Genomic DNA, 14,123 nt, shown 5'->3' with positions numbered 1-14,123 from the left:
GGCCTCAGGAGGCTTTCAGCAACTGGGAGATTTCATCGGTGCGCTGCTTCAGCAGTGCGGCGTCACCGCGGGTTTCCACGTTCAGCCGCAGCAGCGGTTCGGTGTTGGAGCTGCGCAGGTTGAAACGCCACTCGCCGAAATCCGCACTAATGCCGTCGGTATGGTCCAGGGTGGGGGCGTGCGAGGCGAAGTGCTCCATCACCCGCGCCACGGCCAGCTTGGCATCGGCCACCTTGAAGTTGATCTCGCCGCTGCACGGGAACTTTTGCATGCGCTCTTCCACGAGATCGGCCAGCGACTGCCCCGACTCGGACACCAGTGCGGCAATCAACAGCCAGGGAATCATGCCGGAGTCGGCGTAGGCGAACTCGCGGAAGTAATGGTGGGCGCTCATTTCGCCGCCATACACCGCATCTTCAGCGCGCATCTTTTCCTTGATGAAGGCGTGGCCGCTCTTGCACAGCACCGCCTGGCCGCCGGCGTCTTCCACCATCTCGATGGTGTTCCAGAGCAGGCGTGGATCATGCACCACCTTGCCGCCCGGCTGACGCGCCAGGATGGCCTTGGCCAGCAGCCCCACCAGGTAGTAGCCCTCGATGAAGCGGCCGGTGTGGTCGAAGAAGAAGCAGCGGTCGAAGTCGCCGTCCCAGGCGATGCCGAAGTCCGCGCCGTGCTCGCGCACGGCCTGGGCGGTCATTTCGCGATTCTCGACCAGCAGCGGATTGGGAATGCCATTGGGGAAGCTGCCGTCCGGCTCATGGCAGATGCGGATGAACTCCAGCGGCAGGTGCGGGGCCAGCAGGTCGACGATGGCACCGGCCCCGCCATTGCCGGCGTTCACCACCAGCTTCAGCGGCTTGAGCCGGGTCGGGTCCACATAGCTGAGCAGATGCGCGATGTACGCACTCTTGTCCGGATGCGACTGCAGCCCGGCGCTGGGCGTGGCAGGCGGCGCAGTGTCGGCCTCGACGGCGTCGGAGATCGCGAACAGCCCGGTATCGGAGCTGATCGGCCGTGCCTGTTCGCGCACCAGCTTCATGCCGTTGTAGTCCATCGGGTTGTGGCTGGCGGTGACCATCACGCCGCCGGCGGCCTGCAGATGATCCACCTGGAAGTACACCTCTTCGGTGCCGCACATGCCAATATCCAGCACCTCACGGCCGGCACCGCGCAGGCCGGCCGCCAGCGCATCCTGCAGGGCAGGGCTGGTCAGGCGCACGTCGTGGCCGACCACCACCGTGCCCGGCTTGAGCTGGGCGGCCAGCGCCACGCCGATGCGGCGGGCCAGGTCTTCATTGAGTTCGTCCGGAACCCGGCCGCGGATGTCGTATGCCTTGAATGCGGGAAGCGTCATAACCGTCCTTCTGAAGATCAGCGGACTAGTTTAGCCGGTGCCATGTATGGGAAGCGTTTTCAGCCCTGTTCCGACCGCCGCTGCCTGGCCGCCGCCCCCGGCAGCGGAGCCAGCAACGCCTGCAGGTCCTCGTCGCTGAAGCGCGGTCCGGTGCCGCCGCCGTCATCCAGGATGGTGTCGGCCAGCGCCGCCTTGCGCTCCTGCATCTCGGCAATCCGTTCTTCGATGCTGCCAGCGGCAATCAGCTTGTAAACGAACACCGGCTGCTCCTGGCCGATGCGGTGGGCACGGTCGGTGGCCTGGTTTTCGGCCGCCGGGTTCCACCACGGGTCGAAGTGGATCACGGTGTCGGCCCGGGTCAGGTTCAGGCCAACGCCGCCGGCCTTCAGGCTGATCAGGAAGATCGGCACCTCGCCCTGCATGAAGCGCTGCACAGGCGTCTGCCGGTCGCGGGTCTGCCCGGTCAGTGTCACGTAGGTCAGCCCCAGCTCGTCCAGCAGCTGCCCCAGCAGGTCCAGCATGCTGGTGAACTGCGAGAACAGCAGAATGCGCCGACCTTCCTCGACCATTTCCGGCAGCATTTCGCGCAACAGTTCCAGCTTGGCCGATGCCGTGGCACCGGCACGCGTGCCGGGCAACAGGCGGGGGTCGCAGCACACCTGGCGCAGCTTCAGCAGGGCGTCCAGCACCACGATGTGGCTTCGGGCCAGACCCTGCTGCGCAACCGCGTGGCGTACCTTCTCTTCCATGGTGGCGCGCACCGTCTCGTACATGTCGCGCTGCGCTCCTTCCAGCACCACGCTGCGGGTAATCAGTGTTTTTTCCGGCAGTTCGGCCGCCACCTCATCCTTGCGCCGGCGCAGCAGGAACGGACGCATCCGCCGGGCCAGCCACTGCGCGCGCTGAGTATCGGCATTGCGCTCGATGGGGTGACGCCACTGCTGGTTGAACACCTTTTCACTGCCAAGCAGGCCTGGCAGCAGGAAATCGAACTGGGTCCACAGCTCGCCCAGATGGTTTTCCATGGGCGTGCCGGTCAGGCACAGCCGGTGATTGGCCTTCAACGCACGCAGCGCCATGGCCGCGCGCGAGCGCGGGTTCTTGGCCTGTTGCGCCTCGTCCAGCACCAGCAGGTGCCAAGCCTGGTCGCGCAGTACCTCCTCATCGCGCCACAGCAGTGCGTACGTGGTCAGCACTACGTCGTGGCGCTCAATCTGCGGGAAGTTTTCCGCGCGTGAGGGCCCATGCAGCACCAGCACGCGCAGCTCCGGGGTGAACCGCTCGGCCTCGGCCTGCCAGTTGTGCAGCAGCGAGGTCGGCACCACCACCAGCACCGGTTGGCGCAGACGCCCGGCTTCCTTCTCCAGCTGGATGTGGGCCAGCGTCTGCAGGGTTTTGCCCAGGCCCATGTCGTCGGCCAGCACGCCGCCCAGATTGTGCTGGCGCAGGTGCTGCAGCCAGCTCAGGCCATCCAGCTGGTACGGGCGCAAGGTGGCCTGCAGTCCCGCAGGTGGCTGTGCGGGCGTCATCGCCGGGCCATCCAGCAGCCGCTGGGCCACGGTGCGCGCGGTGGCGTCGTCCTGGAGCCGCAGCCCGGCGGTTTCGTGCAGCGTGCGCAGGCGGGCGTGGTCATGCAGCGGAATGCGCAGGCGCGAGCGGCGCGGGCCGAACAGGTCGCCCAGCAGCGCCACCAGCGGCTTGAGTCGGCCAGCGCGCAGTGCCAGCCGGCGCGGGCCGGTAGAGGGCAACAGCACCAGCTCGTCGTCAGCAATGACCGATGCCGCGCCGCGCGACCAGCGCGGGTCGTTGTTCAACACCTGCTGCAGCAACGGAGCCAGCGCCAGGGTCTGGCCGTCCACCTCGATGTCCAGGCCGATCTCGAACCAGCCGGGAACGTCCCGGTCAGCCTGCACATCCAGGGTGATCGCGTCGACCTCGGTCACCCGGTGGCGGAATGCGGCGTCCGGTTCCACCCGCCAGCCCAGCGCCTCCAGCTGTGGCATCTCGTTCTGCAGGAACTGCGCCCAGTCGCCACTGCGTGGCAGGAACTGCGGTCCCGTGGCGGGCTGGATGTCCACCGGTCGCGGGTCGCGGTACAGGCCCGCCGCCTGCAGCTCGCGTTCGCGCAGGTGCTCCTCGGCGGCATCGCGGGCCAGCAGGCTCAGCTGGCCCAGATCGTCCTGCACGAACACCGACGGGTCATCCAGATGCCGGCTGACGGCCCCGTACTCGAACGTGGCGGTGGCGAAATCGCGCCACTCGGGAGGGGCGCGCTGGGGCAGCCACATGGGACGATGCTCCACGCTGTACAGGCGCAGCACCGGAACCACCGGCACGGCATCCAACACGGGCAGCGCATCACCGGCGGCCGGGTGGGGCAGGACCGGGTTGATCTGCTGCAGGGTCTGGCTGACCAGCGTGGTTTCTTCGGGAAACACCCCGGGCAGTTCCAGAAAAGCGCCGGCATCTTCCGCCGCCAGCGCCAGATGCAGCGCGCCCACCTCGCCGGTGGTGGCGTCCAGGTAGCAGCCGGAGCGGCCGTGCACGCTGCCGTGGCCACCACCTTCCACCTGCAGCGACGGCATCGCACGCAGGCGGCCGTTGTGCTCGCTGGCCTTCCAGTGCAGCGTGCCCGCACGCGGTTCAGCCCAGCGCGCCGGCACCGGGGCAATCGCGTCGGCAATGAAGGCGCGGCCGGTCGCGATGATCTGCTGCAGCAGGGCCACGATGTCGATCCGGTCACGGTTGTCGTGGTGGTGCTGCAGCAACCACAGCTGGGACAGCACGGCGATGTCGTGCTGGGTGAGGTAGCCGGCCGGAGCCAGGAACAGGTCGGGTCCCAGGCTGAGCAGCTTCTCGCGTTTGACGGTGCCATCGGCGGCCCGCTTGGTCCGCTGCACATGCACGGCGAGACGATGCTGGAACGCGGACAGGTCGTAGCAGATCCCGCGCGTCGGCCCGGCAGGTGCGGCGGTGCCGGCCGCAGCGCTGTGGCGCGCATGCCAGCGCGACAGTGCCTGCAGCAGTTCCGTGCGCGGTGGCTGCAGCAGGGTCAGCGGCGCGGCCGGCAGTTCCACCGGAGGGCTCACCTGCACCAGGTCCAGCCCCTGTGCCATGACCGCCGCCAGGTGCTTGCAGCCCTGGCCCACCGGGCAGCTGCACTCGGCCACCAGCGGGCTGCGGGCGGTGCGGGTGCTGGCTTTCAGGTCGACCCATACGTGGTACGGACGACGCGCGCTGCCCTGCACCAGCGCCGTGATCTGGTCGTTCTGATGGCGCAGCTGGCGCACCGCGAACAGATAGTTGGCGCTCTTCTCCATCGTCCGTGGGTCGAACCAGCGGTGGATGTCGTCCTGGGTATAGGTGGCTGTCATGAGGGGTCTCCTGCTTTGTTGCGCCGCACGCAGCCGCGTCTTCCGGTATCGCTAGAATGGGTCATTATCACCGAGCAAGGTAATCTGGAATGGAACGACCTACGTCCAAAAGCAAGCGCTACGCCAGCGCGGCACAGGCGCTGCAAGGTGCCGTGGCCGATGGCCAGACCCTGGCGGTTGGCGGTTTCGGCCTGTGCGGCATTCCCGAAGCGCTGATTGCGGCCTTGCGCGACACCGGGGTCAAGGGCCTTACGGTCATTTCCAACAATGCGGGCGTGGACGGCTTCGGTCTCGGCCAGCTGCTGGAAACCCGCCAGATCAAAAAGATGATTTCGTCCTACGTGGGCGAGAACAAGGAGTTTGAACGCCAGTTCCTGGCCGGCGAGCTGGAGCTGGAATTCAACCCGCAGGGCACCCTGGCCGAGCGCCTGCGCGCCGGCGGGGCCGGCATCCCCGCGTTCTTCACCGCCACCGGCTACGGCACCGTGGTTGCCGAGGGCAAGGAAACCCGCGAGTTCGACGGCAAGCACTACGTGATGGAAACCGCGCTGCGCGCCGACGTGGCGCTGGTGAAGGCGTGGAAGGCCGACGAGGCCGGCAACCTGGTGTTCCGCAAGACCGCACGCAACTTCAACCCGGCCTGCGCCATGGCCGGCAAGCTGTGCATCGTGGAAGTGGAAGAAGTGGTGCCGGTGGGCAGCATCGACCCGGACCAGGTACACCTGCCCGGCATCTACGTGCACCGTATCGTGCACAACCCCACCCCGGAAAAGCGGATCGAACAGCGCACCGTGCGTGCGGAGGGCAACTGAGATGGCATGGACCCGCGATGAAATGGCGCAGCGCGCCGCGCGAGAATTCACCGATGGCGCGTACGTGAACCTCGGTATCGGCCTGCCCACCCTGGTGGCCAACCACATTCCGGACGGCGTGGACGTGTGGCTGCAGTCGGAAAACGGCCTGCTGGGCATCGGCCCGTTCCCGACCGAGGCGGAAGTGGACGCCGACCTGATCAATGCCGGCAAGCAGACCGTCACCGCGCGCGCCGGGGCCAGCTACTTCGGCAGCCACGACAGCTTCGCCATGATCCGCGGCGGCCACGTCAATCTGGCGATCCTCGGTGCGATGCAGGTCACCGACAAGGGCGACCTGGCCAACTGGATGGTGCCCGGCAAGATGGTCAAGGGCATGGGCGGCGCGATGGACCTGGTGGCCGGCGTGCAGCGCGTGGTGGTGCTGATGGAGCACACCGCCAAGAACGGTGAGCACAAGATCCTGCCCGAGTGCACGCTGCCGCTGACCGGGGTGGGCGTGGTCGACCGCATCATCACCGATCTGGCCGTGTTCGACGTGACCGACAAGGGTCTGGCGCTGGTCGAAGCGGCACCCGGCGTGGATGCGGCTGAGTTGAAGGAAAAGACCGGCGTGGCCTTCAGCGCGTGACCTGACACGGCGTGGCAGGTCAGCGCCCGAGAACGTCCACCATCGCCGAAAGGGTGCCGCGGCTGAACTGACCGTAACGTCCACTCAGCCACTCCGAACCCACCACACCGATTCTTTGAAGCAAAGAGTCGGGTAGGTGGGTACGGACCTGCAGGTGGGTGAGGCGCGATCGCATCAACGCAAGCACGCGAGGCGGCGCATCAGGGCCAAGGTGATCCTGCAACGCCAGCAGATTCTCCTGTTCCGCGCCCAGCAGGCGCAACCGGTGCTGCCTGCGGTCGCCCTGGCGGGCTTTGCCCACGCCGAGCTGGTTGTTCTCGTGAAGCCGGTAGGCAATCGTGCAGTCCTCCAGGCTGTCCACTTCGCCCATTGCAGCGGCGAGAATGCCAATCCAGGCGTCGTGCACCCAGCCCTGCGCCGGCAGCGGCAGCACCTGTGGCAACAGCGAGCGCCGGAACGCCATTGCTGCCCCCGTCATCAGGTTCCGCCGTAGCAGCATCTCGAACGCCCGGCCGTCATGCATGCCGCGAAGCTCGCTACGGCGGATCTTCAACGAGGTGAACAACGAACCCGGCAGCGGTGCCCCCTCGCCATCGATCAGGCGCGCGTTGCTGTGCAGTACAAGCAGCTCAGGGCGCGTCTGGAATACGTCGGCAAAGCGCTGCAGCTTGGTCGCGTCCCATACGTCATCCTGGTCGCACAGGAAGATCAGGTCGCCGCTGCAGGCGGTGATGGCCTCCTGGAAGTTCCGCCGATAGCCCAGGTTTTCCGGGTTGACCTGTGCGTCCACATGGATGCCCATGGCCTGTGCACGGGTGGCAAACGCAGCCACAATCGCGGCGGTTGCATCGCTTGATACATCGTCACGCACGATGATCTCGTCCGGGCGCAGGGTCTGCGCCAGCAGGCTGTCCAGCTGCTGCTGCAGGAAGCGCTCGCCGTTGTAGGTGCAGACGGCGATGGAAATACGTGGTGGCATGAAGACAGGGCAGGGCGGGTTGCCCCCATTGTCGTGTACGCCGACCGCTGGCGGCAAACCGGCCTCCCGGCAACGCCGGCGGGGTAGCGTTACCGGGGGGCGGCTGCCCGACTAAGTGCACGGCCTTACCACCACCGCCGCAGCCGCGCCATCGTGTGTACGGCTTCCTTGTCGGTGCTGAGCAGGATCTTGCCGGGGTTCACACCCAGGTAGATGCGGCGGCCCTCGTCGAACTCGGCCCGCTGCATCCACATGCCGCGCAGGTCCAGCCAGGGGACCATCAGGCCGGTGACCCCTTGGTGCATGTAGTGGAGTCCGCCCACCACCAGGCTGCGGGGGATGTTCCAGTGGAAGCTGCTGGTGGCGAGTGCGCGGTTGTAGGGTTCGTCAAAGCGATGGTGCATGGTGACCTTCTCCGGTAGTTCCCTCGCCGGGCTGGCGAGGGATGTCGGGAGGCTGAAAACCGTGCGAAAGAACCGGTGCGACGTATTCCCGCGAGGGTGTTGTATTTCGTCACCCTCCCGACGCGGGCCGTGCAATTTCTTTCTTTCGCGGAGTTTTCAGACTCCTCGTGTCCACCATGCAGGACACGCGCACGATAGCGGAATCGGGTTTGTTCGGGAGCGTGACGTAGTTGGACCGAATGCGAATTGCGCGATGTCGGGAATGAATTCAGGAATGGCGGAGCGGTAGACGCGCCAAGTGATCTAGCGTGTGTGACGCGCATCGCAATGCATGTGCGGGTGCACCATTTTTTGGGCGAAAGGCGAACATGGGGTTTCGTCGCGTTTGGCATGGAATGCGTGGATACGCATGAAGACGTGTGTCGGCACGGAGAGCAGCCACGCAGGGCGTGGCTCTACGGTTCGGCCAACATCGCCTTCGCTGGAACAATCACCAGGTCCCCGTTGGGAACCTGCGGCGCGTCTCCCTCACCGACGGCAATATGCGCATACCGGTTGAAGGTGAAATTGAACTGTTCGTCGCTCAGGTCAGGGAAGTACGGACGGAAATAGGCCTGCTGCGGCAGGTACAGCACATGATTCACCGCAGGAATGCCAAGACCCTGCAGCAGCGCGCCGTAGTGTCCTGGCGCGACCAGCGTTCCATCTGCAGCAGCTTGCGCGCCACGCGCCTGCAGCGACTGCAGAACAGCACCACGATCCATCGCAAAGATCGGGCGCGCCGACTGCACCGGATTGAACAGGCCATTGCCGAGCAGGTTGGCAAGGGCGGCAGTGGCCAGCACCACGGTGACGGCATGCGGCGCAAAGCGCGGCCGCTTGGCGATGATTGCCAGCAGCGTCACGCACAGGTAAGGCCAGGCATCGGCTGCACTGTGCAGGCGACTGAAGCTGCCTGCGCCGAACGCCAGCTTGGCCAGCGTACCGGCCATCAGCAGACCCACCAGCGTCCACAACCGGCGACGGGTCAGGCGCACCCCGGCATACACCAGCGCCACCGCGCAGCCGATGTTGAGCAGCAGCCCAAACCCCAGCAGGGCGCGCGACGGCGGCACCATGTAGAAGCCCGTCAGCTTGCCGATCACCAACGGCACCGGCAGGAAGATCCAGCAGGCGATCAATGCCGTGCCGGCCAGCAGCACCGCCACGGCGGCACGGTGGGAAGCGGCCCACTGCCGCAGCTTGGCGTGGTCGACCAGGGTGAGCGTCATCAATGGCAGCAGGCTGCCCAGCACCGCGATCTCACAGGCGTTGGATGGCTGGAACGCGGGCAACGGGTCGAACCGGTAGGTCATCAGGTTCGGGAACAGATGGGCCAGCAGGCTGATGCCACTGACGCCGCCCCCGGCGCTCTCGCGCTTACCCGGGTACACCGTGTTCTGCACGATTTCGATGATGTCCTGAAAGTAGCCGACGAACACCGCCAGCGCGATCACGCCTGCGATGACGGCATCTACAAGTCGCGACAGGGAAAGGGCATCGCGACGCAGGGCCAGCACCAGCACCGCCAATGCGAACACGGTGGAAATGATGAAAGGCGGGTAGGCCACCGCCAGCAGCCACACCGCCAGCGCATACGCACTGGCCAGCACGCGCAGCCAGCGCCGGTCGATCTGCAGCCACGCCACCGCCGCCCAGGGAGCCAGCGCGAAGGCACCGGCGTTGCTGGTCCACCAGACCTGCACGAACGGCGAAAGCAGCAACGTGGCCGAAACCAGCAGCGCCGCCAATGGCGGGAAGCGCAGCTGACGCAGGAACAGTGCCCAGCCCAGCAGGAACGCCATCGCCATGAACATGAAGAAGAACGAATAGGCGTTGGCCGGCGGCAGCACCATGAACGCCCAGTGGTAAGGCTTGAACAGCAGCCCCCAGTCGAGCAGCGGCAACGCCTGGAACGAGCGCAGTGTCTCGTGATATGGCCCCAGCGTGTTCACCGGGCCAAAGTCATTGGCTACCGCGATCTGCACATAAGGGGTGTAGACCAGCCATTCGTCCGAGCGGATCAAGCGCGCGGTGCCCAGCAGCGGCTGCTCGGCGGCCAGGCCCAGATAACCAGGTGCAAGCGAATAGGAGGACGGCGTCAGTGCCAGGATGACGTAAACAGCGCACAGGGCGATGACGATGGCGATGCACAGGCGTGCCGGACCCGGGCGGAGGCCGCCGAGCAGGCTGCCATTCGCGGCGACGGGTGGCAGGGTGTAGCCAGAGTTCATGGTGCGCGCGGTCCAGTAGAGTGCGGCCGATTCTAACGGTTTGCGGCAGGTGGGCCAGCGATACAATGCCGCATGGACCTGCACCTTCCCGACGCCCGCGTGCACTGGCACCGCCACTGGCTGGCAGCGCCGGCCGCTGATGCGCTGCAACGCACGCTGCGCGAGGAGGTGCCGTGGGAGGTGCACAAGATCCGCATGTTCGGCCGGCAGGTGGATTCGCCGCGGCTGAGCTGCTGGATGGGCGATCCAGCCGCGCGCTATCGCTATTCGGGAACGGACTTCGTGCCGCATCCGTGGCATCCGGCGTTGCTGCCGCTGTGCGCGCAGTTGGCCACGTTCTGCGGTGCGCGCTTCAACAGCGTGCTGCTCAATCGTTATCGCGATGGCGATGACGGCATGGGCTGGCACAGCGACAACGAACCAGAGCTGGGGCCGGAGCCGGTGATTGCGTCATTGAGCCTGGGCGAGGCAAGGCGGTTTGCGCTGCGCCGGCGCGAGGATCACAGCCGCAAGGCGGAGGTGACCCTGGGGCATGGGGATCTGCTGGTGATGGCGGGGCAGACCCAGCGGTTGTATCAGCATGCGTTGCCGAAGAGTGCGCGGGCGATGGGGGAGCGGATCAATCTGACGTTCCGGTGGATCACGCCGAACGGCGGATGATGCGCCGTCGGTGGGTCCGGACGCGGGATCCGTAGAGCCACGCCCTGCGTGGCTGCGACCGACCGATACACCGCGAAGCCACGCAGGGCGTGGCGCTACGATCGATTGCGGATCAGCGTACGGGTTTCTGGTAATCGGCCTGACCGGTCACCAGCGTCCAACCGACCACTTCGCGGGTCACCGCCTTCAATGCCTGCTCCATCGCCTGCGCGACCTGCGCGGTGTCGGTGCTGCCCACTGGCTGCTGCTGGCGGAAGGTACGATCGGCCACCACGCGCTGGTCGACCACATGGATCAGCTTGGCGTTGAGCTCGATCAGCGCATTCGGGGTGGCCTGGCCGTTGTAATCAGCCTCGAACCGGCGCACGTCCAGCGCCAGCTTGTAATCGGCGCGGATGCCGGTGGTGGCACGGGCCACGCCGGAAATGCGGCCGGAATCCTCGAAACCGCGAATCAGCGCATCGTCCACCATGTCGGTGGCCGGTTGTGCCCAGCTCACGCCTTTGTACACCTGCAGCTCGGAAGGCTCCGGGCGTACGTTGATGCGCGGGCTGTCGACCACCCGCGCGGCGGTCGGCTTGACCAGAATCAGCTGCCAGTCGACCGTCGGCCACGCGGCATCGGGTTCAATCCGCACCACCGGGGAATAGATGGTGACCTGGCTGCGCTCGCCGCCGCCCAGTAAAGAGCAGGCTCCCAGCGCAACAATCAGGGCGACAGGGCCCAGCAGGCGCAGGGGGCGGACGGGAAGAAGAGGAAGGTGGCTCATTTGGGTTCAAACTCCTTCGGCGCGTCGCGGCCCAGCAGGTAGCGGGCAGGGTTGTTGTCCAGGCGGTCGCTGACCCGGCGCAGGTCGCGGATCAGCCCGCGCAGTTCGGTCAGGGTCGGGCCCAGCTGGCCCAGGCCGTCGTTGGCGAAGCTGTTGATGGCGGCGCGGTTCTCGCCGAGGATCGAGTCGGCGTTGCCGGCGGCCGAATCCAGCTTGGTCAGCGTGGTTTCCAGCTTGTTGAGAATCGGCGGCAGCTGCTGCACCAGGTTGGTGTCCAGGCGCTGTATGGTGCCGTTGGTGGTCTTCAGGGTTTGATCCAGACTGCGCGCGGCATCACGTGCGCTCAGCAGCAGCGCCTGGGTGCCCTGGTCGCGGTCGGCGAGGCCGCCGCTGATGGTTTCCAGGTTGGCCAGGGTGGAATTGATCGCGGCCACGTTGCGGTCGCTCAATATCTGGTCCATGCGCTCGACGATCCGGTTGGCCACGTCGGTGATGTTCTGCAGCGCCGATGGCGTAGTCGGAATGATCGGGGCCGGGTCCTTGTTCACCGCGGTCAGTGCCTGCGCCTGCGGGGTGCCGCCGGTGAGCTGGATGATCGACGGGCCGGTCAGGCTGGTGATGGCCAGCTTGGCGCGGGTGTCGGTCTTGATCGGGGTGTTGGAATTGAGGCGGATGCGCGCCACCACCTGGCGCGGGTCATCGGGCACCAGGTTGAGTTCGGTGATCGAGCCGACCGCGATGCCGTTGTACTGCACCGGGCTGCCCACTGAAAGGCCGGTGACGGCCTCGCGGAACACCACGCGGTACTCGGTCCAGGTGCGGTCGGAGGAATACTTGGCGGCCCACAAGCCGAAGGCCAGCAGGGCCAGCCCGACTATCAGGGTGAACGCGCCGATCAATACGTAATTGGCTTTGGTTTCCATGGGTCACTCACTCTTTGGCCGCGCGGGCAGCGCGTGCACGGGGGCCGTGGAAATACTCCTGGATCCACGGGTGCTCCAGTTGTTCAATTTCATGCAGCGGGGCATTGGCAATCACCTGCTTGTCAGCCAGCACCGCCACCCGGTCGCAGATCGCGTACAGGGTGTCCAGGTCATGGGTGATCAGCATCACGGTCAGCCCCAGCGCTTCCTGCAGGGTCTTGATCAGCCGGTCGAACGCGGCTGCACCGATCGGATCAAGCCCGGCGGTGGGTTCGTCCAGGAACAGCAGCGGCGGGTCAAGCGCGAGGGCACGCGCCAGGCCGGCGCGCTTGCGCATGCCGCCGGACAGCTGCGAGGGCAGCTTGTTGATCGCGTCGGCCGGCAGGCCGGCCAGCTTCACCTTCAACAGGGCCAGCTCGTAATGCCAGCGCTCGGGCAGCTCGCGGTGGTGTTCCTTCAGCGGCACCTGCACGTTCTCGCCCACGCTCAGCGACGAGAACAGCGCGCCGTCCTGGAACAGCACGCCGGTATTGCGCTCGATGTGCAGGCGATCGGCCGGCTTTTCCGAGCGCGCATCCACGCCCAGCACTTCAATCTGCCCGGCGTCGGGATGGCGCAGGCCGAGGATGCTGCGCATCAGCACCGACTTGCCGGTACCGGAACCGCCGACCACGCCGAGGATTTCTCCGCGACGCACGTCCAGGTCCAGGTTGTCATGCACGGTCTGGCTGCCGAAACGGTTGGTCAGCCCGCGCACGCGGATGGCCAGCCCGTCACCGTCTTCCAGGCGCTCGATGCGGTCGGTTTCGATCAGGGCGTCTTCAGTACTCATCACCAATCCATGTGCATGAACCACAACGCGGCGAACGCGTCGATGATGATCACCAGCGAGATGGTCTGCACCACGCTGGAGGTGGTGCGTTCGCCCACCGACTGCGCGGTGCCCTCCACCTTCAGGCCTTCCAGGCAGCCGATCAGGCCGATCACCGCGGCGAACACCGGGGCTTTGGCCAGGCCGACCAGCATGTGCCGCACCTCGATTGTGTCGTGCAGGCGGGCCAGGTACATCTGCGGCGGAATGTCCAGGTCAAAGGCACCGACGGTGACGCCACCGGCCAGGCCGGCAACCATCGCCACGAAGGTCAGCAGCGGCAGGGTGATCATCAACGCGATCAGCCGCGGCAGCACCAGCAGGTCGACCGGGTCCAGGCCCAGCGTCTTGATCGCGTCGATTTCCTCGCGTGCCTTCATCGAACCGATCTGCGCGGTGAACGCACTGGCGGTGCGGCCGGCCAGCACGATCGCGGTCAGCAGCACCGCGAATTCGCGCAGGAAGGCGATGCTGACCAGTTCCACCACGTAAATTTCCGCGCCGAAGTCGCGCAGGATGGTCGAGCCGAGGAAGGCGATCACCGCGCCCACCAGGTAGGACAGCAGCGCCACCAGTGGCACCGCGTCCAGCCCGACCTGCTCCATGTGGTGCACGGTGGCGGTCAGGCGCAGGCGGCGCGGCTGGCGCAGCAGGCGGCCGGCTTTGACCAGGTTTTCGCCGAGGAAGCTGGCCAGCGCCACGATGTTCTGGCCCACCCCGTGCATGCTGCGGCCCAGGCGCTCCAGCGCGGCCAGCACGCCGAAGTCGCGTTTCGGTTTGGGCCGGTCGTCGGCCACCTCCTCGATGGTGCAGACCAGCGCCTGGTGTTCGGCGCGGAACTGCAGGGCCTCCTCGCCCAGATTGGCGCGGTGGGCCACGCGCAGCACCTGCAGCACACCGGCCGAGTCGAGCTGGGTGATGCCGTTGGCGTCAATGCCGGTGACCTGTTCGGGCACGCCACGCAGCGCTTCGGCCGCGTCCAGCGCGGTGCGCAATGTCCACTGGCCGGACAGCCGGATAAGCCCGGGGTCCTGTGGATCCTGTTCGAGTCGGGGAGGTTGGTTTGGCGTCAT

12 protein-coding genes are annotated in these 14,123 nt (G+C 66.5%); 3 read left to right on the top strand and 9 right to left on the bottom strand.

Going from position 1 to position 14,123, the window contains the following annotated elements; genetic code table 11:
- Positions 1-4: 4 nt before the first annotated feature.
- Positions 5-1,354, bottom strand: a complete 1,350-nt coding sequence (locus RT551_RS07595) for a phosphomannomutase (protein ID WP_313457051.1) — start codon at positions 1,352-1,354, stop codon at positions 5-7.
- A gap of 59 nt (positions 1,355-1,413) precedes the next feature.
- The gene (locus RT551_RS07590) at positions 1,414-4,728 is read right to left on the bottom strand and encodes a DEAD/DEAH box helicase (RefSeq protein WP_313457048.1); all 3,315 of its coding nucleotides are present in this window, start codon (positions 4,726-4,728) and stop codon (positions 1,414-1,416) included.
- Between the two features lie 89 nt (positions 4,729-4,817).
- Here RT551_RS07590 and RT551_RS07585 point away from each other — a divergent pair, with 89 nt between their 5' ends.
- Positions 4,818-5,540, top strand: a complete 723-nt coding sequence (locus tag RT551_RS07585) for a CoA transferase subunit A (RefSeq protein WP_313457045.1) — start codon at positions 4,818-4,820, stop codon at positions 5,538-5,540.
- A gap of 1 nt (position 5,541) precedes the next feature.
- Positions 5,542-6,171 carry a CoA transferase subunit B gene (locus RT551_RS07580; RefSeq protein WP_313457043.1) on the top strand — a complete coding sequence of 210 codons (630 nt, stop codon included), beginning with the start codon at positions 5,542-5,544 and terminating at the stop codon, positions 6,169-6,171.
- A gap of 19 nt (positions 6,172-6,190) precedes the next feature.
- Here RT551_RS07580 and RT551_RS07575 read toward each other — a convergent pair whose 3' ends face one another.
- The 3 genes from RT551_RS07575 to RT551_RS07565 form a co-directional block, all read right to left on the bottom strand.
- A complete protein-coding gene (locus RT551_RS07575; RefSeq protein WP_313457042.1) occupies positions 6,191-7,150 on the bottom strand; it encodes a glycosyltransferase family 2 protein in 960 nt (319 codons plus the stop codon).
- Positions 7,151-7,275: 125 nt separating this feature from the next.
- Positions 7,276-7,554 (bottom strand): hypothetical protein, encoded by a 279-nt coding sequence (locus RT551_RS07570; protein ID WP_313457040.1) that lies wholly within the window; start codon positions 7,552-7,554, stop codon positions 7,276-7,278.
- A 455-nt stretch (positions 7,555-8,009) separates the two neighbouring features.
- Positions 8,010-9,827, bottom strand: coding sequence for a hypothetical protein (locus RT551_RS07565; protein ID WP_313457038.1), 1,818 nt, complete (start codon positions 9,825-9,827; stop codon positions 8,010-8,012).
- A 72-nt stretch (positions 9,828-9,899) separates the two neighbouring features.
- Here RT551_RS07565 and RT551_RS07560 point away from each other — a divergent pair, with 72 nt between their 5' ends.
- Positions 9,900-10,487: an alpha-ketoglutarate-dependent dioxygenase AlkB gene (locus tag RT551_RS07560; protein ID WP_313457037.1), complete on the top strand. Its 588-nt coding sequence runs from the start codon at positions 9,900-9,902 to the stop codon at positions 10,485-10,487.
- Positions 10,488-10,599: 112 nt separating this feature from the next.
- On the opposite strand, the gene RT551_RS07555 is transcribed toward RT551_RS07560, so the two are convergent.
- The 4 genes from RT551_RS07555 to RT551_RS07540 are packed head-to-tail and all read right to left on the bottom strand — an operon-like array spanning position 10,600 to position 14,123.
- A complete protein-coding gene (locus RT551_RS07555) occupies positions 10,600-11,256 on the bottom strand; it encodes an ABC-type transport auxiliary lipoprotein family protein (protein ID WP_313457035.1) in 657 nt (218 codons plus the stop codon).
- Positions 11,253-12,179, bottom strand: a complete 927-nt coding sequence (locus RT551_RS07550) for an MlaD family protein (protein WP_311190111.1) — start codon at positions 12,177-12,179, stop codon at positions 11,253-11,255. The genes RT551_RS07555 and RT551_RS07550 overlap by 4 nt, the downstream gene beginning before the upstream one ends.
- 7 nt (positions 12,180-12,186) lie before the next feature.
- Positions 12,187-13,011, bottom strand: a complete 825-nt coding sequence (locus RT551_RS07545; RefSeq protein ID WP_313457033.1) for an ABC transporter ATP-binding protein — start codon at positions 13,009-13,011, stop codon at positions 12,187-12,189.
- A complete protein-coding gene (locus RT551_RS07540) occupies positions 13,011-14,123 on the bottom strand; it encodes an ABC transporter permease (protein WP_313457032.1) in 1,113 nt (370 codons plus the stop codon). Before RT551_RS07540 ends, RT551_RS07545 begins: the two co-directional genes overlap by 1 nt.

Source organism: Stenotrophomonas sp. (genome assembly GCF_032103445.1).
Lineage (GTDB): Bacteria > Pseudomonadota > Gammaproteobacteria > Xanthomonadales > Xanthomonadaceae > Stenotrophomonas.
The sequence above is the reverse complement of the archived record's forward strand: the minus strand, read 5'-3'. Positions and strand labels throughout refer to the sequence as shown.

Excerpts from the sequence above, each read along its gene's own strand:
- RT551_RS07560 (WP_313457037.1), top strand. The coding sequence starts at position 9,900 with ATGGACCTGCACCTTCCCGACGCCCGCGTGCACTGGCACCGCCACTGG.
- RT551_RS07540 (WP_313457032.1), bottom strand. The coding sequence starts at position 14,123 with ATGACGCCAAACCAACCTCCCCGACTCGAACAGGATCCACAGGACCCC.
- RT551_RS07590 (WP_313457048.1), bottom strand. The coding sequence starts at position 4,728 with ATGACAGCCACCTATACCCAGGACGACATCCACCGCTGGTTCGACCCA.
- RT551_RS07595 (WP_313457051.1), bottom strand. The coding sequence starts at position 1,354 with ATGACGCTTCCCGCATTCAAGGCATACGACATCCGCGGCCGGGTTCCG.
- RT551_RS07580 (WP_313457043.1), top strand. The coding sequence starts at position 5,542 with ATGGCATGGACCCGCGATGAAATGGCGCAGCGCGCCGCGCGAGAATTC.
- RT551_RS07555 (WP_313457035.1), bottom strand. The coding sequence starts at position 11,256 with ATGAGCCACCTTCCTCTTCTTCCCGTCCGCCCCCTGCGCCTGCTGGGC.
- RT551_RS07545 (WP_313457033.1), bottom strand. The coding sequence starts at position 13,011 with ATGAGTACTGAAGACGCCCTGATCGAAACCGACCGCATCGAGCGCCTG.
- RT551_RS07550 (WP_311190111.1), bottom strand. The coding sequence starts at position 12,179 with ATGGAAACCAAAGCCAATTACGTATTGATCGGCGCGTTCACCCTGATA.
- RT551_RS07565 (WP_313457038.1), bottom strand. The coding sequence starts at position 9,827 with ATGAACTCTGGCTACACCCTGCCACCCGTCGCCGCGAATGGCAGCCTG.
- RT551_RS07575 (WP_313457042.1), bottom strand. The coding sequence starts at position 7,150 with ATGCCACCACGTATTTCCATCGCCGTCTGCACCTACAACGGCGAGCGC.
- RT551_RS07585 (WP_313457045.1), top strand. The coding sequence starts at position 4,818 with ATGGAACGACCTACGTCCAAAAGCAAGCGCTACGCCAGCGCGGCACAG.
- RT551_RS07570 (WP_313457040.1), bottom strand. The coding sequence starts at position 7,554 with ATGCACCATCGCTTTGACGAACCCTACAACCGCGCACTCGCCACCAGC.